The sequence below is a fragment of the Niallia sp. FSL M8-0099 genome, from assembly GCF_038006945.1.
GTDB lineage: Bacteria > Bacillota > Bacilli > Bacillales > Cytobacillaceae > Niallia > Niallia circulans.
This window is the reverse complement of sequence record NZ_JBBOWF010000002.1, coordinates 1,307,957-1,332,848: the sequence shown is the minus strand read 5'-3', so window position 1 is coordinate 1,332,848 and position 24,892 is coordinate 1,307,957. Positions and strand designations below refer to the sequence as shown.

Sequence of the window (24,892 nt, the reverse complement as noted above, 5' to 3'; positions counted from 1 at the left end):
CATTTAATTGGTAATTTTGTAAGGGATTGCAGAAATAAGTAGAAAAGGAAGGCGATCTATTATGGGAAAAGGGATTAAAATTGTTACTATCGGCGGTGGGTCAAGCTACACACCTGAATTAGTGGAAGGGTTTATTAAGAGATATGATTCATTACCTGTGCGGGAACTATGGTTAGTAGATATTCCTGAAGGAGAAGAAAAGCTTAATATTGTTGGAAATCTAGCGAAGAGAATGGTGAAGAAAGCAGGTTTACCAATTGAAATTCACTTAACTCTAGACCGAAGAGAAGCGCTTAAGGATGCAGATTTTGTTACAACTCAATTTCGAGTTGGCCTACTAGCTGCACGTGCTAAAGATGAAAGAATCCCTCTAAAGTATAATGTGATTGGGCAAGAAACGAATGGTCCAGGAGGGCTGTTTAAAGGATTAAGAACCATTCCTATCATTTTAGATATTGTAAAGGATATGGAAGAGCTGTGTCCAAACGCTTGGCTCATTAACTTTACAAACCCAGCTGGAATGGTAACAGAAGCTGTTCTTCGTCATAGTAATTGGAAGAAGATTGTCGGGCTATGTAATGTACCGATTTCTATTCAAATGGGTATCGCTAAGCTGTTAGAAGTAGAATCTAGTCGTGTGCATGTTGACTTTGCTGGCTTGAACCATATGGTATTTGGGTTAAATGTATATTTAGATGGGAAGAACATTACGCCAGACTTTTTAGAGAAAATGTCGAAGCATAAAAGTGATACGATGAGGAATATTGCTGCTATTGACTGGGAGCCAGACTTTATTAAAGCATTAGGAGTTATTCCTTGTGGATATCACCGTTATTATTATAAGCAAGCAGAAATGCTGCAAAATGAGTTGGAGGAAGCAGCAGAACAAGGTACACGTGCTGAAGTCGTTCAGCAATTAGAAAAAGAGCTGTTTGAACTTTATAAGGATGAAAACTTAGATAAAAAACCGCCGCAGCTAGAAAAAAGAGGTGGTGCTTATTATAGTGATGCAGCTTGCAGCTTAATTGATTCTATGTACAATGACAGAAGAGATATTCAGCCTGTCAATACAATAAATAATGGAGCTATTGCAAGCATTCCAAATGAATCAGCTGTAGAAATTAGCAGTATTATCACAAAAGACGGACCAAAACCGATTGCGATCGGTGATCTGCCTGTTGCAGTTCGCGGACTTGTTCAACAAATTAAGTCCTTTGAAAGAGTGGCGGCAGAAGCGGCAGTTACAGGAAGTTATCATACCGCATTATTAGCTATGACGATTAATCCGTTGTTGCCGTCAGACAAAGTGGCAAAACAAATTTTGGATGAAATGCTAGAAGCACATAAAGAGCACTTACCGCAATTTTTCAAAGAAGAAGTAATATCTTCATAAGATAAGATTAAATGGCTATGTATTCGGGAATCCCGTAATACATAGCCATTTTTTTATTCCGCTATAGCGGATAGTATTTTGGAAGAATAAGAATTGTCTCCTCGTAAAAACTAAAGAAACTGGCTTGACTAAAAGAAAGAAGGGAAAAAGATGACCAAAATTCTTGATTGCATTATTATAGGCGGTGGCATAGCGGGATTGCAGGCAGCGATTCAATTAGGAAGATATAATCATGATGTGCTGATTATTGATGCAGAGGATGGTCGATCTACGATATGTAAAAGCTACCATAATATTTTAGGATATCCTAATGGAATCAGCGGCTCAGAATTGCGGAGTTTAGGAAGGAAACAGGCAGAAAGCCTTGGGGTAGAGTTTCTTAAGAGTACCGTTACTTCTTTAAAAAAGGAAGAGGGGCATTTTACGGCAGCAACTGAAAAGGGTCTGTTTCAATCTCGGAAAATTCTCCTTGCAACAGGTGTTATGGATAATATTCCCCCATTTGCCGAATTGTACCCTTGTCTGGGAATCAGCGTATACTTATGTCCGGATTGTGATGGATATGAAGTAAAGGATAAAAAAACAATAGTGATTGGAAATGGAAATGTTGGGGCAAATATGGCCCTTACTTTGTTGTATTGGACAAGCGATATTACGTATATTAATCATGGTGGAGAGACTACTTGCGAAAAGCTGGCTAGACAATTAAGTGATAGTGGAATTTCCGTTTATACAGAGAGAATAGATCGAGTATTAGCAGATGATTCCCAAATCAAAGGGTATGTATTGGAAAATGGAAAGATGCTCGAGACAAAGCATAGTTTTATTGCATTTGGCGGGAATAAAGTAAAGTCAGATTTAGCAGTGCCTTTAGGAGTCGAGATAATGGAGAATAATCATATTATCGTGAATGCGCGTACGAAAATGACTAATATAGATGGCGTCTGGGCAGCAGGTGATGTTGTGGCTCATTCGGAACAGGTTACAATCGCAATGGGAGAAGGATCGCAAGCAGCTATATGGATTCATAAAGCTTTACTAAAGGACAGCTGAAAATAATAAAAAGAGGTTTCTCAAATGGAGGCTAATCCACTGAGAGCCTCTTTTTTTACAAACTAGCTCTATATACTCGGTAGCCGATTATATCCCCGTAAGTATAAAGAATATAGGAATGGTCCATCAATTTACCTTCTAATTGGACATTCGTTGGTACGGTTCTATCAATTGCTTCATCTTCCTTTTCCATTCCCGTCATCATATGGGAAAAAACAGAGTGTCCAAGTTTTATTTCTACTTTGGGAAAACCCGCTTCCTTCATTAAATCTATCCATTCTTTTTCTGTATAGACCTTTTCAATGCCATAAACTTCACACATATTCTGATGTTCTATTGCATGGAGACTTCTTTCCGCAGTCATTTCTAATAACAGTAGGATGCCGCCTGGCTTGAGCACTCTTTTAATTTCGGCAAGGGAATTTCTGCAATTAGTGAAAATTAGTACAGATTCTATTAAAATGATGTCAAAGCTGTTGGAAGGAAAGGGCATCTTTTCTAGGCTTCCTTGCACTAATTGAATCGACAGATTTTCTTTTTTAAATCGTTCTTTTGCTCTTTGCACCATTGTAGGATGATAGTCAATACTTGTGACAGCACAGGGGTAGTTCTTTTTTATATAAGCTGAAGTTTGGCCAGTGCCGCAGCCGCCATCAAGTAATGTTGTATGGGTCGTAATTTTTTCTTGTTCCAATAAGAACTTTGTTAATGTTAAGCCACCTGGATGTGCACCGCTCACCCCGAAATAGGCAAGGGCATCTTGATAGGTCGGTTTCATTTTATTCCTCCCAGCAAGTCGATTTCTACTTTCCATACTATATGAAGAATATGGGGCTTTGGTTCTGAAATAATTAATATTCATTTTGGGTAACGATATGATATGGTTTAATTAGAGAAAAATTACCAGTGTTAGGAAAGGAAGTGTATATAGCTATGGCTATTACCAAAACAAATGCAATGCGCATTTTGGATGCCGAAAAGATTTCCTACAGTGTACATACCTATGAAAATAAAGATGGGAAAATGGACGGTATATCCGTTGCGGGTAAGATTGGTAAAGAAATCGAAATGGTGTATAAAACACTTGTGGTGAAAGATACGGGGAATGGAATTTATGTATTTGTTATCCCTGTTGAAGCAGAGCTTGATTTAAAAAAGGCAGCAAAAGTAGTCAATGCAAAAAAGCTAGAAATGATTGCCGTAAAGGATATTCAAAAAACAACTGGTTATATTCGGGGTGGGTGTTCACCAATCGGCATGAAGAAAAAGTATGAGACAATCTTGGATGAGAGTGTGAACAAGCAATCCACGATTATTGTTAGTGGAGGGAAGATTGGTGTTCAAATTGAATTGGCAGTTAACAATTTGATCCAAGTTACAGAAGCAAGAGTAGAAGATGTAATTCATTAAATTTTTAAGAGCAGGGCAGGCCGTTCAACATGTCTTAGTAAAGAGGTATCCTCAAAGGCTCTTTTGCGAAAAGGTAACAGAGGAAGAACCGAAACAAATAAAACATTAAGGCGGCCTTCTTTAATGAAGACTCGCCTATTATCGGATTCATTCTGGATGATCTAATGCATATAATTGCTGGTAGCGGCTGCTTGTAGCAAGCAGTTCTTGATGGCTTCCTCTCAGAACGATCTCTCCTTGATCCATAAAGATAATTTCATCCATCTCTTCTACACCTACAAGATGATGGGTAATCCAGATCATTGTTTTTCCTTCCAATGTTGTAAAGATTGTTTTAAGTAATGCTTTTTCTGTTTTTGGGTCAAGACTGGCATTTGGTTCATCCATAATAACAATAGGAGTCTTTTGGAGCAATATTCTGGCTAGTGCTACTCTTTGTCTCTCTCCGCCAGAAAAACGTTGGCCTGTTTCCTCCATAAAAGTATCCAACCCATTTGGCAAGGATGAAACTAACTCCTCTAATTGAGCCGATTTAATCGCTTTTATTAGTTCTTTATCCGATGCTTCTTCTACCCCTAGTAAAATATTATTTCGTAACGTTGTTGCAAAGAGGTGAGGTGTTTGATTGAGCACAGATATAATCGAAGAAGTGTCTGCATGAAACGAAGCCGATGTCTCTCCATTATAGGTGACTCTTCCTGTTGTTGGCTGGATTACTCCTTGAATCAATTTCAGTAAGGTTGATTTACCAGCACCGCTACGACCGATGATGGCAATTTTTTTCCCTTGTGGAATATCTAAACTAACATTAGATAGGGATGAGGTTTGTTCTTTCTCATACTGATAAGTAATTTGATCAACTTGAATATCGACTATATCGGTGTCTATGATTGGACGAACTCTTTCGTTTTTCTGTTCAGGAACATTCAGTTTGTTAAGTCTATCCAACGAGTCTTGGTAGGCTGGCAGCTTTTCAAATGCATCAGAAACGACTAGAAAAGCGTCCAGGATTGGCAAGGCAACTAGAATAATAGCAGCAATTAATGTAACAGGAATAGCGCCATCGATATATTGCTTACTAGACCAGAAAACGAGAGAAAGGATAATCAATGCCGCAACTGCTTGGGAAGCAAAGTTGCGCCAACGAGTAAATTGAACAAGCTTATAGTTGAGTTGCGCAACAATCGCTTCCTCTTTTTCGTATTCCTCTATAAAGCCTTTCGACCGACCGCTGATAACCCAGTCGCTAATGCCTAAAATACTATCCGTTAATTTTTGATATAGCCCGTTTCTTCTTTGTTTAAATTCTCTTTGGTTTTTGCGCATGAGCACTAAAGAAAGAATAGGAAAGACGAATAATAATAGACCTAAATAAATTGCCATGAGAATGGCGAAAGGAATATCCAATATTCCAATAGCACATACCACTAATATATATAAAACAGAGGTTGCAAAGGTTGGGAAAATGGTCCGTAAATATATATTTTGCAGTTTTTCAATGTCATCAGAAAGAATCCCTAGCATATCGCCAACTTTAAATCTGCTTTTTAAAAACAAAGCTTGTGGTTCTAAAATTTGATATAGCTTCATCCGCATTTTCGATAAAATGCGCAGAACTGTATGATGACCAGCTAATTTTTCCAAATAGCTAAATATAGCCCGGCTGATACCAAAGGTTCTTACGCCAACAATTGGTACATAAACCATTAATATATTTTCGACTGGAATGGCTGATTTAGAAATAAGATAGCCAGAAGTAAAGGTAAGCATCGCAGCTGTAAGTAAAGCTAGGACACTCAAGAAAAGAATTAAGACAATTCGGCCACTATTTGCTTTCAGAAATGGAGAAATCCATTTGTTTTCATTCATTTTTAGAGTCATCCTCCTTACTGTTGTAATAGCTTATAATAAAAGCCCTTTGCTGCGACTAGCTCTTCATGTGTGCCTGATTCTACAATAGTGCCTTGATCCATGACGATAATTGAATCCATCTCTTTCATCCAATGAAGACGATGGGTTGCAAGGAATACTAGTTTCTCATTAAATAAAGGTAGCATCGTTTCTTTTAATTCGAACTCCGTTTCAATATCTAAATGAGAGGTTGGCTCATCTAACAGCATGATTTTTCGATTGGTTAAGAATGCTCGTGCCAAAGCAATTCTTTGTTCCTGCCCGCCACTTAAGTTTCTTCCTCCATCTCCTAATAATTCATCTAGACCATTAGGAAAAGTAGTAAAAATGTCGTATAGACCAGTTGCTTTTAATGCTTGGATAATTTCCTCGTCGGCAGCATCTGGCTGGTAAAAGGAGATATTTTCTCGTAATGTCATGCTAAAGATATAAGGAGATTGCGGAATATACGTAGTCAGCTGTCTCCATTCCTCTGTCATAAGGCTAGGTAAAGACACACTATTTACAGAAATGCTCCCCGCACAATGTTGAGAAAAACCGCTTAGGAGGTCAATAAGCGTAGACTTCCCCGCGCCACTTTCACCGACAATGCCAATTTTTTTATAGCCATCAATCGTAAAGGAAAGGTCCTTTAAGGTTGCTTTTTCCTCGGGATGATGCTGAAAGGTAACATGGTCAAACGTTAAGGAAGGCTTTGTACCTAAAGAAATAGACTGTCCAGTCATTTTGGCAGATTTTTGGGTTTGGATAATCGTTTGGATTGCATCCCCAGCTTCTTTTCCGTCTAATGTTGCGTGATAATCAGCTCCGACCATTCGAACAGGCAGGAAAAATTCTGGTGCCAAAATAAGAATCATCAAGGCAGGTAATAAAACTAAATCACCATTTATTAAGCGTAATCCTAAGTTTACTGCCACCACTGCAACGGAAAGAGAGGTAAAGAAGTCTAAAGAAAAGGAGGATAAGAAGGCTAATCGCAATGTTTTCATCGTTGCCCCGCGATATTGTTCACTTACCTTTTCGATATTTCCGCTATGCTGTTTGCTTCTACCTAGAAACTTCAGTGTGTCTAGTCCTCTTAAAGAATCCAAAAAGTGATTAGATAAGATTTTGTAGGTGGCAAGCTGTCGATTCATTTGGCTGCTAGCTGCCATGCCCACAAGTATTAGAAATCCGATTAAAATCGGCATTGTAACTGTTAAGATTACACCTGATAGCCAATCATTCCAAAATACATATAGAATAATCATGCCTGGAACTATTCCTGTAGCCAGCATTCTTGGTAGAAAAAGCTCTAAATATGTTCTATATTGACTAATCCCTTCAAGGACAAGTGTAGCAATGTTTCCGCTTCCTTGTTTCTTGGTGTACTTAGGACCTAATTCAAATAGTTTTTGCATTAACTGAAGACGAAGGTCCTTACTCGTTTTTTCAGCAAATGCTGCAGCGATATTTTGTTGGATAGTGTGTAAAAAATGCCTCCCTAAAAAAGCTAATAAGAACAATATGATCTTTACATATTGCTCTTGATAGTTTTCTCCGTTATATAAAGAGGCTATTATTTCTGCAAGCCATTTGGCCTGCAGAATAATAGCAGCTCCTTCCACAATGGTTAATATTCCTATAGTTGCGAGAATCGGCTTGATCCCAGTAAGTTTTAAAAGATTTTTATCCATTAGTATTCTAAATGAGACTTCTCAGTAATACGTTTCCGGAACACAATATAGCTCCAAATCTGATAGCCAAGAACAAATGGCAGAAGCGTTAGGGCTACAATTGTCATCACTTTTAAAGAATAGTGACCGGAAGCTGCATTTTGAATGGTTAAACTATATGCATCACTTATTGAGCTAACCATTACTCTAGGGAATAAGCCGATGAAAATGGAAGCAAAAGATAAGGCGATAACGGCACCAGTCATCCCGAAAGCCCATCCATCCATTTTTCGAGAGATAAAGAATCCCCCAACAACAAAGGCAATAACCCCTAATGAGAAGATAAAGGAAAGGATTAAGCCACGTTCTTGGAAAATATCTGTTTTAATATAAGTTAATGCGGAAAATAACGATAATAAGATACCTAATAAAGGCAAAAGCTTTTGTGCTAAATTTCTTGCTCTTTCTCGTAAGTCTCCAACGGTACGTAAGGTAGTAAATACTAGTCCATGCACAAGGCAAAGGACTAATACTGTAAGCCCGCCGGTTAATGTATAATAGTTTACAAGATCAAAGAAGCCAGCCTTTAATTCCATATTTTTATCAATTGGCAGTCCTTGCATAAAACAAGCAAAAACAACGCCAAATAATAAAGGAGGAAGGAAGCTTCCTAAGAAAATACACAGATCCCATGCCTTTTTCCATGCAGGGTGGCTATCTTTTGCACGGAATTCAAATCCTGTTGCCCGAACGATTAACGCTAATAAAACAACTACAAGCGGTGTATAAAATCCGCTGAACATTGTAGCATACCAATGAGGGAAAGCGGCGAACATGGCGCCCCCTGCAGTAATTAACCACACTTCATTTGCATCCCAGTAAGGACCAATAGAATTAATGAGTATTCGTTTTTCCATATCATTTCTTGCTAAAAGCTTTGTTGACATTCCAACTCCAAAATCAAAACCTTCTAAAAAGAAGAATCCAATAAACAAAACAGCGACTAAGATAAACCAAAGAACATTTAACTCAAGCATGGAAACCCTCCTTCGCAAACGGGTCATTCGTTACTTTTGTATCTTCTTTTTCCATCAAATATGGCCCTTTTTTAATAACTTTTACATATAAATAAACCATGATAGCACCTAATATCGCGTAGATGGTACAAAATGCAATAATAGAGAATAATACTTGCCCAGCTGAAACACTTGGGGAAATACTATCTTCTGTTGTCATTAATCCAAAAACAGTCCATGGCTGTCTGCCAATCTCTGTCATAATCCATCCAGAGGTATTAGCGATAAATGGTAAGGAAATTCCTGCAATCATGAAACGGTAGAACCATTTATTAGGTTTAGCAACTAATTTCTTCTTCCAAGCCAGAAATACGCCATATATTCCAAGGAGAATCATTGCTACTCCTGCTGCAACCATGATGCGGAAACTCCAGAAAGTTGTTTTAACTGGAGGGATATAATTGCCATCTCCATATTTCTGCACATACTCTGCTTGCAGATCATTCATTCCTTTTACGCTGCCATCTAAAGTGTTGTAAGATAGGATGCTTAGTAGATAAGGAATTTTTACTTCTCCGCTATTTTGTTTGTTTTCTACATCAATATTGGCAAACACGGTCCATGGTGCTGGATCTTCACTTTCATCCCATAATCCTTCACTAGCAGCCATTTTCATTGGCTGTGTTTCTACTAAAAATTGTGCTTGAGCATGACCGGCAACAAGCGTTAGAAACGTAGCGCTTAATGCAACGGTAATCCCGATTTGAAAGGATTTTTTAAAGAAATCAACATCTTTTTTGCCTAACAATTTAATAGCACTAATTCCACATACTAAAAATGCGCCAGTAGCTAGTGCTCCAAACACAGTATGAGGAAACTCAACAAGAACTTGGCCGTTTGTAATAAGTGCAAAGAAATCATTCATTTCAGCGCGGCCATTATTAATTTCAAATCCCACTGGGCGCTGCATAAAGCTGTTTGCTGCTAAAATCCAGAAGGCAGAAATCGTTGTTCCAAATGCAGTCAACCAAATACATGCTAAATGTACTTTTTTTGATAAACGGTCCCAGCCGAATATCCAAAGTCCAATAAAGGTGCTTTCCATAAAGAAAGCGAGCAATGCCTCAATTGCAAGTGGTGCTCCGAATACATCACCAACAAAGCGAGAATAGTTAGACCAGTTCATACCAAACTGGAATTCTTGAAGAATTCCTGTAACAATACCAATAACAAAATTGATTAAAAATAATTTGCCCCAAAACTTTGCCATTTTTTTGTATTCTTCATTCCCTGTTTTCACATAAAAAGATTCCATGATTGCGATAATAAATACTAAACCAATAGAAATGGGAACAAATAAAAAGTGGAATATGGTCGTTGAAGCAAATTGCAAACGCGATAGAAAAATCATATCCATGAGTTTCTCCTCCTTTTTGTATTTTGAACAGATTTGTGAATCTTCCAGTTCGATAAAGCGATAAAAATCATTGCATAAGATGAAATTCAATTAGATTTAATTGAGGCAGTAGGATAAAAAAACTTGTTAAAAGTGCTTTTCCGTGATGTTCATCCTATGTAATTTAATGTTGGAAAAAGTCGATAAACATTGATATAAAAGGTTTTTAACAAAGTTGATTTTTCCGATCGTCTCCTTTTGGTAAATGATAGGTATATCATAATGAAATTTCGTCAGTTTGCGGTAAAGTTCACTCATTGTTTGAAAAATGTTCACATATCCGTTCACAGAAAAGACAAAATAGAAGATGGTTTAGAAAGAAGGCAGAGAAGGGAAAGAGGACAGCGAAGATAGTTCATTATGGGTTGGTGAAGGTATTAGATAGAAGAGTCGCAAGTAAAAGTCAAAATCCGCAAGTAAGGGCATTCCTATTTCTAACCGGTGTGCCTGCTTATAAAGCAAACAGATAAAATAATTTACAAAAAGACAAGCATCTCTTAAAGTTCTCTTCCTTTTGCTGCTTGTTCTTTCATGTTATGATGATAAAGGAATTGAAAATTATTGATGAAGCTGAATAAATTATTGAGGGTGTTTAGATGATTAAATGCATAGCAATTGATATGGATGGGACGTTATTAACATCCACACAAGAAATCACGAAAGAAAATCGAGAAGCAATTAAAGAAGCACAAGATAAAGGAGTAGAGGTAGTAATCGCTACTGGACGTGCTTATGAAGAAGCAGGAGACCTTTTAAAAGAGGCAGGGGTTATTACACCGATGATTTGTGCAAATGGAGCAGAAATTAGGACGAATGAGCATATCATCGTCGATACAAATCCATTAAGTAAAGATCTAGCCAGACAAATGGCTGAAATTTTACATAAATATCAAGTATATTATGAAGTCTATACTAATAGAGGAACGTATACACTTGATAAAACAGTAGCACGATCACTGATTATGGATATTTTTACTGTAAGTGGCCATGTGAAGGATATGGAAGAGATTAAAAAAGCGGCCGAGGAAAGACTGAAGGAAATTCATCAATTAGATAGTTATGAAGAATTATTTCAAGATGACGACCAGGTTATTTATAAATTATTAGCATTCCATTTTGATCCGATCGTTTTAGGTAATGTTAGAGAGGAGTTGACTAAACTGGAAGGAGCAGCAATTAGTTCTTCCGGTAAGGAGAACTTAGAAATTACTTCTATTCATGCTCAAAAAGGGATTGCGCTTGAGAAATTTGTGAAGGATCGCAACATTTCTCTTTCTGACACGATGGCAATTGGAGATAATTATAATGATGTTTCCATGTTTCAAATGGCTGGCAGAGCAGTTGCGATGGGGAATGCGGTGGAAGATATTCAACGTCAATGCCACTTTGTGACAGGAACAAATGAAGAAAGTGGAGTGGCTCAAGCAATTAGAAAAGCATTAGAGGAATAAGATGGTCAAAAAAGGTAGATGAACGCGAATAAGTTCATCTACCTTTTTTATTATTATTCCCGAGGTTTTAATCCATAAAGAATAAACTGGATGGTTCGTTCAATTTCTTCATCATCATCCCACTTTATATCAGGAAGAAGGAGGTAACGAGCGATAAAATAACCAAAAATTGATGATACTGTTAGGCGAACGGAGCTAAAAGGAGGAATAGAAATAATCTCTCCTTTTTCTTTATAATTTCCCATAATTTCTTGAAGGCGTTTAAAAATGTTCATAGAGATTTGATTTTTAAATGTCTCTCGTAGATCATCATGAAAAGGGATTTCTTGTATTAAAATTTTAAATAACGCAATATTGTGTTGTAAAAACTCCATTCTGTTTTTTACTACAGCTCGAAGGAAATCTTCAAAGCTATCATGAGAAGCATTTAATACTTTATCAAAATCCTTTATGACTCGTGGTGCAATCAACGTACTTAACAACGGAGAGAGAAGGGTTAATAGTAAATCCTTTTTGGTTTTGTAGTGTCGAAAGATAGTACCTTCTGCAACGCCTGCCATTCTAGCAATTTCACTAGTAGAGGTTGCGGCATAGCCCTTTTCGGAAAATGCTTCAATGGCTGCCATCAGTATTTTTTTCTGTTTATCTGTTATTGACTGTTCTTCTTTTAAAATTAACTCTAATATATTGTCACTATTGTTCATTTATAGGAAACTCCTTATCCATCCAATCTAATTTAATTATAAAGGATTATGGAGAAAAATATAATATCTTAGATACTGCGATATTTTTTCAATACAAAGATATTAATAATCATAAAGATGATGGAATAGCCTAAAAGGATACTAAGAGGTTCTATTATATCCTTGAAACCGTGACCACGAATCATTACCTCACATAAGGCATCTGCTGCGTAATATAACGGAGTCAAGTAAGAAATCCAGCTAATTACGGGAGAAATTGTATCTAAGTTAAAAAGCCCAGAGAAGAAAACTTGTGGGACAATGACAATTGGGATAAATTGAAACATTTGCAATTCATTATGGGCAAAAGAAGATAAGAGTATGCCTAATGTAAGGGCTACTAATGCTAATAATAGCGTAATGAATAATACATATAAAATAGAACCATAATTTTCCATTTTGAGAACATAGACAGAATAAACGACAATAATGCCCGATTGCACCATTGTAAATAATCCAAAACCGATAATATAAGCAAGAACTAGCTCCCATCTTCTAATAGGACTAGAAAGTAATCGCTCCAACGTTCCTGAAGTTCTTTCCCTTAAAAAAGATACGCCAGCTACTAGAAAAACAAAAAAGAAGGCAAAAATTCCAAGTAAACTAGGCCCAAATGAATCAAATTGTTTCATATCAATAGAACCGTAAAGTAAGTCTACATCCAGTACTGCTTTATGAGAAGAAAGATTTTGTATGGCACCTTGTGCTTTTGTAATCGTTGCTTTGGTAATAGAAGGGTCACTTCCTTCTAACATTAATTTTGTTTGGTTGTTTTCACCAAGAAAATAAGCATCAATTTTTCTATCTTTTAATGCAGCTTTTGCCGCAGCCTCGCTATTGTAGATAGATGTTTTCAATTCTTCTTTTTCAAAGGCCGTGCCTATGGAGTCAGGTGTGTCAATTAATCCTATTTTTATTTCATAGTCATCGCCATTAAAAACTAGATGGACTAATGTTAAAATGAGAATAGGAGCTAATATCATTAGCGCTAGTGTTCTTTTATCACGATAAAATTGTTTTAATATGCGTAATACTAAGGCGTTAATTCTCATTTGCTAAACCTCCATAATATAAGAATGCTTCCTCCATTGTTTGGGCATTGCAGCGGTTCATCAAGTTTTTCGGTGTATCAAGAGCAATAAGTTGACCGTTTCTTATCATTCCAAGACGATCACATTTTTCTGCTTCATCCATTACATGAGTAGTTACAATGATGGATGTTCCATTATCTTTAAGCTGGTTAAAAGTCTGCCAAATTGCTTTTCGGAGAATAGGGTCAATCCCAACTGTAGGTTCATCTAAAATTAGCAGCTTTGGAGTGTTTAAAAGAGCAATACAGATAGATAGCCTTCTCTTCATTCCTCCAGAATACTGGGATACTGGCTTGGAAAGATGATCTGATAATTCTACTAAATTAGCAACACTATCTATTCTAGATTTTTTCTCTGTTCCTTTTAATCCATACAAGCTAGCGAAAAAATCGAGATTTTCCTTAGCTGTTAAATCTTGATATAATGCATCTGCCTGTGCCATGTAACCGATTTTCCCCATTATAGTTAGATTTGGCATTTCCACATCTAATACAGAAATAGAACCACTATCAGGTAAATCTAATCCAATAATTTCTTTCACAAGTGATGTCTTTCCAGCTCCGGACGGACCAAGTAATCCTAAGATTTCTCCGGGATAAACACTTAAGTCAATTTGGGTTAAAATTTGTTTCTCTCCAAATGCTTTGGAAATATTCTTAACAGAAACAATGGATGGTGTCCCCATATTAAAAACCACCTTTCGAATAAATGAGTGATTACTCACTTTTATATTATGAAAAAAGTTACACTTTGTAAAGTGAGTAATCACTCATTTTTATAGTTCGCTAGAAATCAATTATTCAATTTGCTATTTATTCGCTATAATAGAAATGAAAAACCTAAAAAGATAGATTCTATTGAGGTGGAAAAATGGCAGATTTTAATGCGAGTGTTATTATTTGTGAGCCCATTGAAGAAGTTTTTGCTTATTTTGCGGACATGGCAAATGCTTCAGAATATATGAATAAAGTGGTATCAACAGAAAAGTTGACAAATGAGCCGATTGGAGTTGGCACAAAATATAAAGAGATAAGAAATGTTCGTGGAAATACAGTATCTACAGAAATAGAATATCTCACTTTTGATAAAAATATAGGATTTTTGCGTAGAAGTAGTTCAAATGGATTAATAGTTGATTATGCTTATCGCTTTTCGGAGATTCCTGAAGGCACCCAAGTAGAGTTTGAAGGCACTGTACATGTTAAGGGACTAAAAATGCTGCTTATGCGAAAGTTTCTTGTCAAAATGGTGAAATCTGAAGATAATGATCATGTGCAGAATGCGAAAGAAGTATTAGAAGAAAGAGTAGAAAATTTATAAAATATATCTTTTTGATGAAATGCTGAGGAAAAAGACTTTCCTCAGCATTTTTAATAAAAAATAAATTGACTTTGAATGAGAAAGTTGGTATTGTAAAATTAAATTGTGCGCAATTTAATTTACGAGCAGCAGATAAAACTAACTACTTGTACTCCTTATGTAAAGGAACAGAAAACAACATAGGAGTAAAAAATTTTAATTCAATAAGTTGTGCGCAATTAAATTTTAAGAAATCAAAAGGGGTAATTTGCTATGAATAACAAAAATCACATTGTATTAGAAGAAGCGGCTAAAAAATTTACAGAAGACACAGCTAATCCACCATATTTATTTGATTTGGAGCCAGCAGAAGGTAGAGTAGCAGTAGATGAAGTACAATCTAGTGAGATAGATAAATTACCAGTGGAGGAAAATGAATTTTTTATTAAAGGTGGACCGGCCAATCAAGTATCAATTAAAATTGTTCGTCCAGAGAACAGCTCTACAACTAAATTGCCAGTGATTTTATATACACATGGTGCAGGATGGGTATTCGGTAATGCACATACACATGATCGCTTAATTCGTGAATTAGCAGTAGGTTCCAACGCTGCCGTTGTATTCACCAATTATAGCCTTTCTCCAGAAGCAAGATATCCGGTTGCGATTGAAGAAATATATACGGTGCTAGAATGGATTGCAGCAAAAGGAGAAGAGTATGCCTTTGATATTAATAAAATTTCTGTAGCAGGTGACAGTGTGGGCGGAAATATGTCCGCAGCGATCACATTAATGGCGAAAGAACGCAAAGGCCCTGCTATTCAAAAACAGCTACTATTTTACCCTGTTACAGACGCATCCTTTGAAACAGATTCTTATAACCAATTTGCAGAAGGGTACTTTTTAAGAAGAGATGGCATGAAATGGTTCTGGGATCAATATACTATTGATCCAAAAGAAAGAGCAGAAATTACAGCATCTCCTTTAAGAGCAACAAAAGATCAATTAGTTGGGCTGCCAGAAGCTTTAATCATTACGGCTGAGGCAGATGTGCTAAGAGATGAAGGAGAAGCTTATGCGAATAAACTTCGTGAAGCGGGAGTAAAGGTAACCTCTGCTCGTTTTGGTGGAATCATACATGATTTTGTTATGCTAAATGCATTGGCGCATACTGAGGCAGCAAAAGGAGCGCTTTTACTTGCAAATGCTTGGCTAAAAGCTTAATTTAGGCGGTTATTCTTTAAATAAAAACATACAGGGACAAAACAAAATAGATAATGGGAATAGATGAACAATTTCTAATATAGCGATTTAATAACGATTGCTTTCACCACTTTGGGTATTTATGTAAATAAAAGCCCGAGAGGCGAAAGCAATTTGTTCTATTACTCTACAGACAAACAAGGTACTGGGGAAAAAGAAGAGGGCTATGGCATCTCTATTTCTCGCAGAAACAGGTGTTTACCACAAACCTTTTTATAATCGCAAGACGTATGTCTCAATCTTTTTCCCTGTTTTCTCCAAAATTAAAATTTATATGTCCAGTATTTTTCCGTATACAATCGAGCTAGAACTTCTGGGTCCTGATTCTTTATTCCTTCTTGCAGGACTGCTACATATTGTTGTGTTTGAGAAAGGTGGGCTGCGATTGTTTTGATTTTCTGTTCTGCAAAATTTTCCACATCAATTTCAATATCTGGCTGTCCAAGGTCTTCCTCTGTGTTCTTGGAAAATGCTACACAGTAAAGTTTTGGTCGTTTAGAAGCTTCTCTCTTTTCGATGGCCTTTACAACAGCAGCTCCTGTAGCATCGTGGTCCGGATGCACAGAATAACCTGGATAAAAAGTAATCACTAAAGAAGGATTTAATTCATCTAGTAATGCTGTAAACTCATCGACTAATACTTCTTCTTTTAGGAATTCGATTGTTTTATCACGATAGCCGAGCATACGGAGATCTTCTAGGCCCATTGCTCTAGCTGCTTCCTTTAATTCATTTCTGCGAATTTCTGGTAAGGATTCTCTTGTTGCAAATGGTGGATTTCCTAAGTTTCTTCCCATTTGTCCAAGGGTTAAGCAAGCGTAAGTAACTGGAACCCCTTCGTGTAAAAATTTTGAAATGGTTCCAGATACACCAAATGCCTCATCATCGGGATGAGGAAAAATAACTAATACTTGTTTTTCTGTTTCCATCTGAGTTCCTCCTTTCATGTAATGAAAAAAGCATGTTCCATTAATTGTTTATTCAAATGGTGTTTCGCTTATTTCTAAGGCTACTGCTAATTTTCCGGTAAAGTCTAAGCCTGCCAATAACAATCTATTTTTATCGTCAATTTCATAGTGGGTGATACCTTCAGCATAAATCCAGCCTATTGCTGTTTTTAAGCCAATTCGATAGGGGCCGTTTCCCGTAATTTTGCCATATTCATAGGCTAGCTGGGCATTGCGGATATAGGCGCCTGAATTGAAGAAGGTTTCATCATTATGGTTGGCATAAGCGCCATTTGTTGTTTCTAAGTGAATATAGATTTCCTTTCCACTAAAACGATCGATTTCGTTTTGCACTTTTTCCATTTGTACAAATTCCACAGAATATCCCTCCTTGCTAATAGTTTATTTAAACAATAAAAAATGGTAAGGGCATAATCTCCTTTTATAATGGCATGGTAAAAGGAGAATATATTGAACTGCTGTTTTTATTTCTCACTAAGCTTTTCTTTTTCGTTACGATATGCTCCATGCATAGTTGGTCCTACATACTCGTTTAATTTAAATCCATTGCTGATAGCTGCTGTAATAAAATCTTTTGCTGTTTGAACAGCTTCTTCTACAGTAGCACCTTTAGCTAGTTCAGCTGTAATAGCAGCAGAGTTTGTGCAGCCTGCCCCATGAGTATACGTTGTATCTATTAGTTCGCTCTCAAAGATAGTAAATTCTTTTCCATCGTATAGAAGATCAATTGCTTTTTCATGTCCTAACTTACTGCCGCCTTTGATGAGAACATATTTAGGTCCAAGTTCGTGAATTTTTGCGGCCGCTTCTTTTAAATCTTCTACTGTTTTAATTGGTTTATCAGTTTGGGCAAGCTGCCAAGCTTCAAAAAGGTTTGGTGTTACCACAGTTGCTCTTGGAACAAGCAATTCACGTAGGGCATCGGCTGTTTCTGGATGAAGAACTTCATCTTCGCCCTTACAAATCATGACAGGATCAATCACAACATTTTTGATATTATTTTCATCAATTAGCTTTGCCGCTGCTTCAATGATTTCGACAGATCCAAGCATTCCTGTTTTCATAGCATCAATTCCCACAGATAACACGGTTTCTAATTGCGCGTTAACTGTATTAATATCCTGGGGAAATACGTTATGGTGCCAATGATTTTTAGGGTCCATTGTTACAATCGTTGTTAAAGCAGTCATACCATAAACACCTAATTCTTGGAATGTCTTTAAATCTGCTTGAATACCTGCACCGCCGCTTGTGTCAGAGCCTGCTAAAGTTAATACTTTCTTCATTTGTTATGCCTCCTATGTAATGGCTATTATTTCAGTGAAAAGTAATTTTGTTTGATTGAATAATTGTAGACCATTTTAATTAATCATACAACTTTTCCGCACCCTTTGCTTAGTCTGCTTTACAAGATGATTTTGCATACCAACGATAAAAAATATTGCAAAGAGCGAAGAGTAGTAAGAGAATTCTGTCTTTGTTTATGGTAACCTTTAAATATAATCTTTACGTTTGAAAGAAAAATAAAAAATCGATATGGAAAAAAGATGAGAGTAGATCGAGAAAGGAATTTATATGAAATTTGAAATAACGGACTGTCCAATTAATTTGCAAGAAGTTATTGATAAGGTTGTAAGAAGAAACGCAGGTGCGATTACTACTTTTATTGGTACGGTAAGGGAAATGACTGCCGGAAAAAAAACATTGTTTTTAACATATGAGGCATATGTGCCGATGGCTGCGAAAAAACTTGCGCAAATAGGGGAAGAGGTAAAGGAGAAGTGGGGAGACATTGAAATTGCGATTACCCACCGAATCGGCAAGCTGGAAATCAGTGATGTAGCAGTAGTGATAGCAGTTTCGACTCCACATCGAAAGGATGCCTATGCGGCAAATCAATATGCGATAGAAAGAATAAAAGAAATCGTGCCAATTTGGAAGAGGGAACATTGGGAATCTGGTGAAGAGTGGATTGGGAACCAGAAAGGTACGAAAAGGTATGAAGATGGCAGACCAAGTGAGGAGGAATTAAATTGATCCAATTACTATTCTTTGCTGGAGTAAAAGAAACGATAGGAAAAGAGGCAATGGAATTGGAATGGCAAGGGCAGACGATTGCACAGGTTAAGGAATATTTATTAAGTGCCTTCCCCTCGCTGTCTCTTCAAGGATTAATGGTTGCGGTAAACGAGGAATTTGCAATGGATGAAGATATAGTGGAAGAAAACGATACAATTGCCTTTATTCCACCTGTTAGCGGGGGATGAGGAAGGAGTAGGTACAAATGGATCAAAGCAGATATTCACGCCAAGTTTTGTTTTCCCCCATTGGAGCAGAAGGGCAGAGAATAATTGGCAGGAAGCATGTGTTAATTATTGGTGCAGGTGCATTAGGGTCTTCTGTTGCAGAGATGTTATGCAGAAGCGGTATCGGAAGCTTAACCATTATAGATAGAGATTATGTCGAAAAAAGCAACCTGCAGCGGCAGCAGCTATATACAGAAAAGGATGCTGACGAGAAAATACCAAAAGCATTTGCGGCCGAAAATAGACTAAAGGAAATTAATCGAGGCTGCACAGTGAAAGGGATAATTGGTGAGGCAACCGCAGCGCTATTAGAACAGTTAGTTGAGAATATCGACTTAATAATAGATGCTGCGGATAATATGGAAATAAGAATGATAGTAAATGATATGGCTGTTAAGCATGGAATTCCCTGGATTTACGGGGCCTGTGTCGGGAGTTCCGGGATGAGCTACACGATAATACCAGGTGAGACACCCTGTCTTCATTGCTTATTGAAAACGATGCCCATGACTGGTTTAACTTGTGATACAGTAGGAATTATTGCACCAGCTGTACAAGTGGTCGTTTCTCATCAAGTAACAGAGGCGTTGAAGCTTTTAAGGGGAGATAAAGCTGCTTTGCGCGGATCCTTTTTAACGTTTGATTTATGGAATAATGAATATCACAATGTGAAAGTGAGCCGTGCAAAGAGAAGTGATTGTCCTACATGTGGAGAAAAACGGTCATATCCTTTTCTTGAAAGGGAGAATCAGACAAAGGTAGCTGTTTTATGTGGAAGAGAAACGGTTCAAATTCGTCCATCTAGTCCAAAAAATATTCCTTTTCAACGATTAACAGAAAGCTTGCAAAAGAAAGGATATAAAGTGCGACAAAATCCGTTTCTCCTATCTGTTCAGCTAGAAAGAAACAGAGTAGTCTTTTTTAAAGATGGAAGAGCATTAATCCATGAAACAAATGATGTTGTCTATGCAAAGAAGCTATATGACCAATTATTAGGATAAAAAAATCCCGCATAAAAGAAGGCGGGATTTCTCTTTATTCTTGTGACCCAACAATTACTAATTTACCTGTATCTAATACTTCCTCGTATTTAGCTGCTTCTGCATCTGTTAAGCCTACTGATTGTAATTTAGAACGCAATTCGTCGCCTCTTTTTCGGAAAACGTTGCTGATAGAATCAAGTAAACCTTGCTCCTTCACTGATACATTTCCAGTTTCCGTTGCATTTGTTAAATCCTCAGAACGGTCTTTATCGTGAGCAAAAATGTAAATATTCTCTTTTTTGTAGCCTTGGTTTTCTAATGCATTAATAATATTGGTTGCTTGTACACCGTTTTCTACTACTTCTACTTTATACATAATGATAGCCTCCTATAATAGTGGAATTTATCTATGTTTTTTATATAGCCTCTTAAAATGGTAATCAAACAATTTTTTCGTTGGTAATTTTTTCATCGGCTGCCATTTGGGAAATACTACATAGACAAATATCCCCACAATCGACAAATTTCCCTATATAATAGAAGGAGACAATAATAGGATCAGGAGGAGTTAAATGGTAAGTAAAAAAGAAAAAGAACGAATCAGCCGGGAGTTAGATGCGGGGAAAAGGGAACAGGCAAGTACAGCAATGGAGTTAAATAGCAGAAGGGGAATTCGCTTTCCTTCTTTTGGTTTATATAGACTAATGAATCGGTTAAATAAAAAAATCATGCTTTTTTTTAGTGTGTTAATCGTGATTTTGATAGTCGGAATAGTAGGGTTATGGAAAGTTGCCTTTCCGCAAGAGTCCGTTCTAAAAACAACGGCTTATTTAGAACAGATGAAAGATTTATCCACTTTAGCCACCTCTCAAGCTTTTATAAAAACAATTCTAGAAAAAGAGGATAATGAAATTTTTGGTAAGGAAATTGAGACGGATTTTCCTGGCACAAAAAGAAAAATATTGTTAGTTGTACCAGGGACACTAACAGCTGGAGTAGACTTATCGATAGTTACGGACGAACAATTACAAGTAGATGAGGATGAGAAAAGCATCCATATTGAGTTACCAAAGGCAGATTTTCTTCAGGATCCTTCCATTGATTTTGAGAAAGTAGAAACATATTCTGTTTCAGGCATTTTTAGAGGAGATGTAAGGTGGGAAGAAGCTTATAGTTTAATGGATGAAGCGAAGGAAACGATGAAGAAAGAGGCTGTAGATCAGGGGATTTTAGTGAAAGCAGAGGAAAATGCTCAAAAAACATTGAAGGAATTCTATGGAAGATTAGGCTATACACTTGAAGTAAGTTTTGCCGAAGAATAAAGGAGGAGATAGTATGGCTGCATCATGGGAGCAATTATTGGAACAGGAGCGTCAGAAGGAGTATTTTAGCCAATTGGAAGCCTTCTTAGAAACAGAATACAGAGAATCTACTATTTATCCTAAAAGGGAAGATATTTTTAATAGTTTAACATATACTCCTTATGATAGAGTAAAGGTTGTTATTTTGGGACAGGACCCTTATCATGGTCCGAATCAAGCTCATGGCTTAAGCTTTTCCGTTATGCCAGGAGTAAAAGTTCCACCATCCTTAAAAAACATTTATAAAGAGCTTCATGCTGATCTTGGCTGTCCTATTCCGAACCATGGCTATTTAAAAAACTGGGCAGACCAAGGGGTGCTTCTATTAAATACAGTTTTAACAGTGAGAGCTGGACAAGCGAATTCTCATCGTGGGAAAGGATGGGAAGTATTTACAGACAAAGTAATAAAGATGTTGAATGACAGAGAAGAACCAGTTATTTTTGTGCTATGGGGAAATCCAGCCCAAAAAAAGCTTGCTTTTATTGATCAAGACAAGCATGGCACCATTTTATCGACACATCCAAGTCCACTTTCCGCTCACCGCGGCTTTCTAGGAAGCAGACCATTTTCTACTATAAATAGGATGCTTGAAAATAATGGGCAGTCCCCGATCAATTGGTGTATAGATGATTTTTTGTGAAAAGAAGAATATAATAAAGGAAATATGTATGAGGGATCATTTCTATTAGATAATAGAAGTATCTACTCATTATGTATTTCCTTCTAAGGGATTAGAAAGGGTAGGGAATGGAAAAGAATAAAGTTAATTGTTATAAATGCAAATTCTACTATGTTACATGGGATAGTCAGTTTCCTAAAGGGTGTAAGGCATTCCAATTTAAAGGCAGAACGATGCCATCTGTTGAAGTAAAAAGAGCTTCTGGACAAGAATGCCTGCGTTTCCAGGCAAAAGGAGGGATGAAGTGAATATATCAATCCAGCAATTATTAGCTAAAATAGAGGATCAGCTGACAGAAGCAAAAACAAGCAATTCTGACGCGAGAATAAGAGAAAGAGTTTATGCAATTAAATCCTTATGTGAATTGGTTTTAGAACAGGAAAGAAAAGAAGGCGTTACTTATCAGCAGCCTGTTCAGCAACCATCCTTCCAAGCTGTTCAAGCACCAATAAGCATTCCACAACAACCCATACAGACACAAACAAATAAAATTAAAATGGACGAAGGAAATGGTGATTCCTTATTTGATTTTTAAGTACATTTGTTTTACGCACATGAATAGCAACTAAGGAAAAGGATTAAGGAATATCAAAACTTTTTACATAGATTAGTTAGCAAAAAGCCTTAAAAAAGGAGATAAAAATGAAAGTTTTCATTATTATTGGAGCAATTAATGCATTGCTATCCGTTGCTTTAGGAGCATTTGGCGCACATGGCTTAGAAGGGAAAATTACAAATAAATACCTTGAAATATGGAAAACAGGTGTTACCTATCAAATGTTTCATAGTACTGGTTTAATTCTAATCGGTTTACTCTTAGGTAAGTTTCCAGAAAGCAGTTTGTTAAACTGGGCAGGCTGGCTGATGCTAATCGGGATTATCCTATTCGCAGGAAGCCTATACATATTGGCTGTTACCCAAATAAAAGTATTAGGAGCTATTACACCACTTGGCGGAGTAGCGTTTATAGCAGCATGGCTCTTAGTGATTATTGCTGCGTGGAAATGGATGTAATAAGAGTATATTAAAAAAGGATAGGTGAGCAGATTATAAAATGTTCAACCTATTCTTTTTTGTTTTCATAAAAAGAGAAACATTATCAATCTTAATAAAGAACAAAAAAAGTACACCACTAAATGAGTGATGCACGGGAAGGCTCTTTGGTTATCTAGGCGGGGATGTTGCTAACCCTGGCATGCCAGCGGCAAAAGGATATTCATACTCTATTTCTTCATCAAATGTAACATAATCGATATAGAGCATTAGAATTAAATAGCGAGTTCCAGATTGTGGGTCACTTAAGATAACATGATCTCGCCCTGCTGCTTCAATAATTCCCTTAAAGATTTTGGCGTTCCATTCTCTGTTGTTTTCGAATGTTGCATAGACAGTAGCAATTTTCCCTTTGTTAAGGCGTAAAATATTCTCGATATAAGATGCTTCTATTGGCAATTGTCCTGGTAATGTAGTAGGTGTTGCAGGTGGCGTAGGTGCAGGTGTGGGCATTCCTTGTTGTATTGGTACTTGTTGTTGAAACCCTTGCTGATTTCCATAGGTAGGAATTTGCCCAGGAAAACTCCTATATCCTTGTGGATAACCATAGTTCCCATAATTTGACTGACTCATTTTCATCCCTCCATTATCTTCTATCCAATCTTCACTACATACTTCCACCATTCGAAGTTGACCACAATTTTAGAAATAAGAAGTAGACGGTGAATGTTGTTTCATTCATAGGTCATCGCTCACTATTTCATCCTATGAGAAAAAGGAATAAGTTATGACAAGGAGAGTTGAATTTATATTTAAATTAATGAGAAAAATTAATAAAAAAATGGAGAAGTTCCCAATCATCTATCATCTAGATTCATTAGAAAATTTTCTCCATCTTTATGTTAGTTTACATGTAAATATTCGGTTATTGCTTCTTGTTTTAGAAGGGTTCCTACAAAGAAAGAACCAAATTCGCCATAACGAGCGCTTACTTCATCAAAACGCATTTCATATACTAACTTTTTGAATTGAAGAACATCATCAGAGAATAAGGTTACTCCCCATTCATAGTCATCGAAACCAACAGATCCTGTTATAATTTGTTTTACTTTCCCTGCATATTGGCGGCCAATCATGCCATGGCTGTGCATTAGGCTTCTACGATCTTCCATAGGAAGCATATACCAGTTATCTTCTCCTTGACGACGTTTATCCATCGGATAGAAGCACACATAGCTGGATTCCGGCAGGATCGGGTATAGTCTAGATTTTACATATGGATTTTCATAAGGATCTTTATCGGAATCGGAAGGCAGGTAATTACTTAATTCTACAACAGAAACATAGGAATGAGCTGGGATCGTAAACTCAGCTAATTTAGTTTTATTAAACTCTGTTTCTAATTTCTGTAATTCTTCCATAGTTGGACGGAGAATCATCATCATGAAGTCTGCTTTTTGCCCAACAATTGTATATAACGCATGGCTGCCGCTATTATTTTCTTGAACAGTATTCCATTTTTCCAATAGACCTAGGAATTCAGTGATGGCTTCTTGTCTTTCCTCGCTAGGTAACATTTTCCATGTAGTCCAATCTACTGTTCGGAAATCATGAAGACAATACCAGCCATCTAATGTTTTTGCTGCTTCACTCATTTATATGTTCACTCCTTATTAATAACGTTAATACGATTTTAACTATATCATAGTTTCTCCAGATTTTAGTGGAATAACCCTTAGGATAATTGTGAACTTATTGTGACTTCTAGAAAATGGAAGTTTCAGTTTGGGCAAAAGAGTATAAGGAAGATAAATATAGGGAAATATCAGATTGTATAAATAGAACTATAACTAATGTT

Annotated in this window: 28 protein-coding genes; 14 read left to right on the top strand and 14 right to left on the bottom strand. The window is 36.8% G+C overall.

Features of this window, described 5'->3' with window-relative positions:
- Positions 1-61: 61 nt before the first annotated feature.
- Complete coding sequence (locus NSQ92_RS21110; RefSeq protein ID WP_061796928.1) at positions 62-1,393, top strand: 6-phospho-beta-glucosidase; 1,332 nt, start codon at positions 62-64, stop codon at positions 1,391-1,393.
- A gap of 150 nt (positions 1,394-1,543) precedes the next feature.
- The gene (locus tag NSQ92_RS21105) at positions 1,544-2,446 is read left to right on the top strand and encodes an NAD(P)/FAD-dependent oxidoreductase (protein ID WP_047940819.1); all 903 of its coding nucleotides are present in this window, start codon (positions 1,544-1,546) and stop codon (positions 2,444-2,446) included.
- Positions 2,447-2,501: 55 nt separating this feature from the next.
- On the opposite strand, the gene NSQ92_RS21100 is transcribed toward NSQ92_RS21105, so the two are convergent.
- On the bottom strand, positions 2,502-3,224 hold the full coding sequence (locus tag NSQ92_RS21100) for a class I SAM-dependent methyltransferase (protein WP_061796924.1): 723 nt from the start codon (positions 3,222-3,224) through the stop codon (positions 2,502-2,504).
- Positions 3,225-3,379: 155 nt separating this feature from the next.
- On the opposite strand from NSQ92_RS21100, the gene ybaK reads away from it, so the two are divergent.
- On the top strand, positions 3,380-3,856 hold the full coding sequence (gene ybaK / locus NSQ92_RS21095) for a Cys-tRNA(Pro) deacylase (RefSeq protein WP_047940817.1): 477 nt from the start codon (positions 3,380-3,382) through the stop codon (positions 3,854-3,856).
- A 147-nt stretch (positions 3,857-4,003) separates the two neighbouring features.
- Here the strand turns inward: ybaK and cydC are convergent, their stop codons facing one another.
- The 4 genes from cydC to NSQ92_RS21075 are packed head-to-tail and all read right to left on the bottom strand — an operon-like array spanning position 4,004 to position 9,855.
- Entirely contained in the window at positions 4,004-5,725 is a 1,722-nt protein-coding gene (gene cydC / locus NSQ92_RS21090; protein ID WP_341153192.1) for a thiol reductant ABC exporter subunit CydC, read from the bottom strand.
- A 17-nt stretch (positions 5,726-5,742) separates the two neighbouring features.
- Entirely contained in the window at positions 5,743-7,443 is a 1,701-nt protein-coding gene (gene cydD, locus NSQ92_RS21085) for a thiol reductant ABC exporter subunit CydD (protein ID WP_341153191.1), read from the bottom strand.
- Positions 7,443-8,459 (bottom strand): cytochrome d ubiquinol oxidase subunit II, encoded by a 1,017-nt coding sequence (gene cydB, locus NSQ92_RS21080; RefSeq protein WP_095320421.1) that lies wholly within the window; start codon positions 8,457-8,459, stop codon positions 7,443-7,445. The genes cydD and cydB overlap by 1 nt, the downstream gene beginning before the upstream one ends.
- Positions 8,452-9,855 carry a cytochrome ubiquinol oxidase subunit I gene (locus tag NSQ92_RS21075; RefSeq protein WP_047940813.1) on the bottom strand — a complete coding sequence of 468 codons (1,404 nt, stop codon included), beginning with the start codon at positions 9,853-9,855 and terminating at the stop codon, positions 8,452-8,454. The genes cydB and NSQ92_RS21075 overlap by 8 nt, the downstream gene beginning before the upstream one ends.
- 635 nt (positions 9,856-10,490) lie before the next feature.
- Between NSQ92_RS21075 and NSQ92_RS21070 the strand changes: the two genes are divergently transcribed.
- A complete protein-coding gene (locus NSQ92_RS21070; RefSeq protein WP_095322001.1) occupies positions 10,491-11,345 on the top strand; it encodes a Cof-type HAD-IIB family hydrolase in 855 nt (284 codons plus the stop codon).
- Positions 11,346-11,398: 53 nt separating this feature from the next.
- Here NSQ92_RS21070 and NSQ92_RS21065 read toward each other — a convergent pair whose 3' ends face one another.
- The 3 genes from NSQ92_RS21065 to NSQ92_RS21055 form a co-directional block, all read right to left on the bottom strand.
- Positions 11,399-12,049, bottom strand: a complete 651-nt coding sequence (locus tag NSQ92_RS21065; RefSeq protein ID WP_047940811.1) for a TetR/AcrR family transcriptional regulator — start codon at positions 12,047-12,049, stop codon at positions 11,399-11,401.
- Positions 12,050-12,117: 68 nt separating this feature from the next.
- The gene (locus NSQ92_RS21060; RefSeq protein ID WP_251687852.1) at positions 12,118-13,140 is read right to left on the bottom strand and encodes an ABC transporter permease; all 1,023 of its coding nucleotides are present in this window, start codon (positions 13,138-13,140) and stop codon (positions 12,118-12,120) included.
- On the bottom strand, positions 13,130-13,864 hold the full coding sequence (locus tag NSQ92_RS21055; protein WP_061796915.1) for an ABC transporter ATP-binding protein: 735 nt from the start codon (positions 13,862-13,864) through the stop codon (positions 13,130-13,132). Before NSQ92_RS21055 ends, NSQ92_RS21060 begins: the two co-directional genes overlap by 11 nt.
- Positions 13,865-14,049: 185 nt before the next feature.
- Here NSQ92_RS21055 and NSQ92_RS21050 point away from each other — a divergent pair, with 185 nt between their 5' ends.
- The gene (locus tag NSQ92_RS21050) at positions 14,050-14,499 is read left to right on the top strand and encodes an SRPBCC family protein (protein ID WP_341153190.1); all 450 of its coding nucleotides are present in this window, start codon (positions 14,050-14,052) and stop codon (positions 14,497-14,499) included.
- Between the two features lie 252 nt (positions 14,500-14,751).
- Positions 14,752-15,702 (top strand): alpha/beta hydrolase, encoded by a 951-nt coding sequence (locus tag NSQ92_RS21045; protein WP_061796911.1) that lies wholly within the window; start codon positions 14,752-14,754, stop codon positions 15,700-15,702.
- Positions 15,703-16,004: 302 nt separating this feature from the next.
- Here the strand turns inward: NSQ92_RS21045 and bshB2 are convergent, their stop codons facing one another.
- The 3 genes from bshB2 to pdxK all read right to left on the bottom strand — a co-directional run bounded on the left by bshB2 (position 16,005) and on the right by pdxK (position 17,995).
- Positions 16,005-16,670, bottom strand: coding sequence for a bacillithiol biosynthesis deacetylase BshB2 (gene bshB2 / locus NSQ92_RS21040; RefSeq protein WP_047940805.1), 666 nt, complete (start codon positions 16,668-16,670; stop codon positions 16,005-16,007).
- A gap of 48 nt (positions 16,671-16,718) precedes the next feature.
- Complete coding sequence (locus NSQ92_RS21035) at positions 16,719-17,066, bottom strand: YojF family protein (protein WP_095258238.1); 348 nt, start codon at positions 17,064-17,066, stop codon at positions 16,719-16,721.
- A 107-nt stretch (positions 17,067-17,173) separates the two neighbouring features.
- Positions 17,174-17,995, bottom strand: a complete 822-nt coding sequence (gene pdxK / locus NSQ92_RS21030) for a pyridoxine/pyridoxal/pyridoxamine kinase (protein WP_341153189.1) — start codon at positions 17,993-17,995, stop codon at positions 17,174-17,176.
- Positions 17,996-18,284: 289 nt separating this feature from the next.
- On the opposite strand from pdxK, the gene NSQ92_RS21025 reads away from it, so the two are divergent.
- The 3 genes from NSQ92_RS21025 to NSQ92_RS21015 are packed head-to-tail and all read left to right on the top strand — an operon-like array spanning position 18,285 to position 20,016.
- Positions 18,285-18,746: a molybdenum cofactor biosynthesis protein MoaE gene (locus NSQ92_RS21025; RefSeq protein WP_095258236.1), complete on the top strand. Its 462-nt coding sequence runs from the start codon at positions 18,285-18,287 to the stop codon at positions 18,744-18,746.
- Positions 18,743-18,976, top strand: a complete 234-nt coding sequence (moaD, locus tag NSQ92_RS21020; protein WP_341153188.1) for a molybdopterin converting factor subunit 1 — start codon at positions 18,743-18,745, stop codon at positions 18,974-18,976. The genes NSQ92_RS21025 and moaD overlap by 4 nt, the downstream gene beginning before the upstream one ends.
- A gap of 17 nt (positions 18,977-18,993) precedes the next feature.
- Entirely contained in the window at positions 18,994-20,016 is a 1,023-nt protein-coding gene (locus NSQ92_RS21015; RefSeq protein ID WP_047940800.1) for a MoeB/ThiF family adenylyltransferase, read from the top strand.
- A 34-nt stretch (positions 20,017-20,050) separates the two neighbouring features.
- Here NSQ92_RS21015 and NSQ92_RS21010 read toward each other — a convergent pair whose 3' ends face one another.
- The gene (locus tag NSQ92_RS21010) at positions 20,051-20,374 is read right to left on the bottom strand and encodes a general stress protein (RefSeq protein WP_341153187.1); all 324 of its coding nucleotides are present in this window, start codon (positions 20,372-20,374) and stop codon (positions 20,051-20,053) included.
- Positions 20,375-20,570: 196 nt separating this feature from the next.
- Between NSQ92_RS21010 and NSQ92_RS21005 the strand changes: the two genes are divergently transcribed.
- From NSQ92_RS21005 to NSQ92_RS20985, 5 genes are all read left to right on the top strand, one after another.
- On the top strand, positions 20,571-21,320 hold the full coding sequence (locus tag NSQ92_RS21005) for a DUF4230 domain-containing protein (RefSeq protein WP_341153186.1): 750 nt from the start codon (positions 20,571-20,573) through the stop codon (positions 21,318-21,320).
- A gap of 13 nt (positions 21,321-21,333) precedes the next feature.
- On the top strand, positions 21,334-22,002 hold the full coding sequence (locus NSQ92_RS21000) for a uracil-DNA glycosylase (protein WP_047940797.1): 669 nt from the start codon (positions 21,334-21,336) through the stop codon (positions 22,000-22,002).
- Between the two features lie 107 nt (positions 22,003-22,109).
- Positions 22,110-22,289: a hypothetical protein gene (locus tag NSQ92_RS20995; RefSeq protein ID WP_031540148.1), complete on the top strand. Its 180-nt coding sequence runs from the start codon at positions 22,110-22,112 to the stop codon at positions 22,287-22,289.
- Positions 22,286-22,576, top strand: a complete 291-nt coding sequence (locus NSQ92_RS20990; protein WP_047940796.1) for a YwdI family protein — start codon at positions 22,286-22,288, stop codon at positions 22,574-22,576. Before NSQ92_RS20995 ends, NSQ92_RS20990 begins: the two co-directional genes overlap by 4 nt.
- Positions 22,577-22,683: 107 nt before the next feature.
- Complete coding sequence (locus NSQ92_RS20985) at positions 22,684-23,055, top strand: DUF423 domain-containing protein (RefSeq protein WP_047940795.1); 372 nt, start codon at positions 22,684-22,686, stop codon at positions 23,053-23,055.
- 150 nt (positions 23,056-23,205) lie between these two features.
- On the opposite strand, the gene gerQ is transcribed toward NSQ92_RS20985, so the two are convergent.
- On the bottom strand, positions 23,206-23,667 hold the full coding sequence (gerQ, locus tag NSQ92_RS20980) for a spore coat protein GerQ (RefSeq protein ID WP_082138241.1): 462 nt from the start codon (positions 23,665-23,667) through the stop codon (positions 23,206-23,208).
- Between the two features lie 269 nt (positions 23,668-23,936).
- A complete protein-coding gene (gene hemQ / locus NSQ92_RS20975) occupies positions 23,937-24,689 on the bottom strand; it encodes a hydrogen peroxide-dependent heme synthase (RefSeq protein ID WP_047940794.1) in 753 nt (250 codons plus the stop codon).
- Between the last annotated feature and the right edge of the window lie 203 nt (positions 24,690-24,892).

Excerpts from the sequence above, each read along its gene's own strand:
- NSQ92_RS21110 (WP_061796928.1), top strand. The coding sequence starts at position 62 with ATGGGAAAAGGGATTAAAATTGTTACTATCGGCGGTGGGTCAAGCTAC.
- NSQ92_RS21105 (WP_047940819.1), top strand. The coding sequence starts at position 1,544 with ATGACCAAAATTCTTGATTGCATTATTATAGGCGGTGGCATAGCGGGA.
- NSQ92_RS21100 (WP_061796924.1), bottom strand. The coding sequence starts at position 3,224 with ATGAAACCGACCTATCAAGATGCCCTTGCCTATTTCGGGGTGAGCGGT.
- ybaK (WP_047940817.1), top strand. The coding sequence starts at position 3,380 with ATGGCTATTACCAAAACAAATGCAATGCGCATTTTGGATGCCGAAAAG.
- cydC (WP_341153192.1), bottom strand. The coding sequence starts at position 5,725 with ATGAATGAAAACAAATGGATTTCTCCATTTCTGAAAGCAAATAGTGGC.
- cydD (WP_341153191.1), bottom strand. The coding sequence starts at position 7,443 with ATGGATAAAAATCTTTTAAAACTTACTGGGATCAAGCCGATTCTCGCA.
- cydB (WP_095320421.1), bottom strand. The coding sequence starts at position 8,459 with ATGCTTGAGTTAAATGTTCTTTGGTTTATCTTAGTCGCTGTTTTGTTT.
- NSQ92_RS21075 (WP_047940813.1), bottom strand. The coding sequence starts at position 9,855 with ATGGATATGATTTTTCTATCGCGTTTGCAATTTGCTTCAACGACCATA.
- NSQ92_RS21070 (WP_095322001.1), top strand. The coding sequence starts at position 10,491 with ATGATTAAATGCATAGCAATTGATATGGATGGGACGTTATTAACATCC.
- NSQ92_RS21065 (WP_047940811.1), bottom strand. The coding sequence starts at position 12,049 with ATGAACAATAGTGACAATATATTAGAGTTAATTTTAAAAGAAGAACAG.
- NSQ92_RS21060 (WP_251687852.1), bottom strand. The coding sequence starts at position 13,140 with ATGAGAATTAACGCCTTAGTATTACGCATATTAAAACAATTTTATCGT.
- NSQ92_RS21055 (WP_061796915.1), bottom strand. The coding sequence starts at position 13,864 with ATGGGGACACCATCCATTGTTTCTGTTAAGAATATTTCCAAAGCATTT.
- NSQ92_RS21050 (WP_341153190.1), top strand. The coding sequence starts at position 14,050 with ATGGCAGATTTTAATGCGAGTGTTATTATTTGTGAGCCCATTGAAGAA.
- NSQ92_RS21045 (WP_061796911.1), top strand. The coding sequence starts at position 14,752 with ATGAATAACAAAAATCACATTGTATTAGAAGAAGCGGCTAAAAAATTT.
- bshB2 (WP_047940805.1), bottom strand. The coding sequence starts at position 16,670 with ATGGAAACAGAAAAACAAGTATTAGTTATTTTTCCTCATCCCGATGAT.
- pdxK (WP_341153189.1), bottom strand. The coding sequence starts at position 17,995 with ATGAAGAAAGTATTAACTTTAGCAGGCTCTGACACAAGCGGCGGTGCA.
- NSQ92_RS21025 (WP_095258236.1), top strand. The coding sequence starts at position 18,285 with ATGAAATTTGAAATAACGGACTGTCCAATTAATTTGCAAGAAGTTATT.
- NSQ92_RS21015 (WP_047940800.1), top strand. The coding sequence starts at position 18,994 with ATGGATCAAAGCAGATATTCACGCCAAGTTTTGTTTTCCCCCATTGGA.
- NSQ92_RS21010 (WP_341153187.1), bottom strand. The coding sequence starts at position 20,374 with ATGTATAAAGTAGAAGTAGTAGAAAACGGTGTACAAGCAACCAATATT.
- NSQ92_RS21005 (WP_341153186.1), top strand. The coding sequence starts at position 20,571 with ATGGTAAGTAAAAAAGAAAAAGAACGAATCAGCCGGGAGTTAGATGCG.
- NSQ92_RS21000 (WP_047940797.1), top strand. The coding sequence starts at position 21,334 with ATGGCTGCATCATGGGAGCAATTATTGGAACAGGAGCGTCAGAAGGAG.
- NSQ92_RS20995 (WP_031540148.1), top strand. The coding sequence starts at position 22,110 with ATGGAAAAGAATAAAGTTAATTGTTATAAATGCAAATTCTACTATGTT.
- NSQ92_RS20985 (WP_047940795.1), top strand. The coding sequence starts at position 22,684 with ATGAAAGTTTTCATTATTATTGGAGCAATTAATGCATTGCTATCCGTT.
- gerQ (WP_082138241.1), bottom strand. The coding sequence starts at position 23,667 with ATGAGTCAGTCAAATTATGGGAACTATGGTTATCCACAAGGATATAGG.
- hemQ (WP_047940794.1), bottom strand. The coding sequence starts at position 24,689 with ATGAGTGAAGCAGCAAAAACATTAGATGGCTGGTATTGTCTTCATGAT.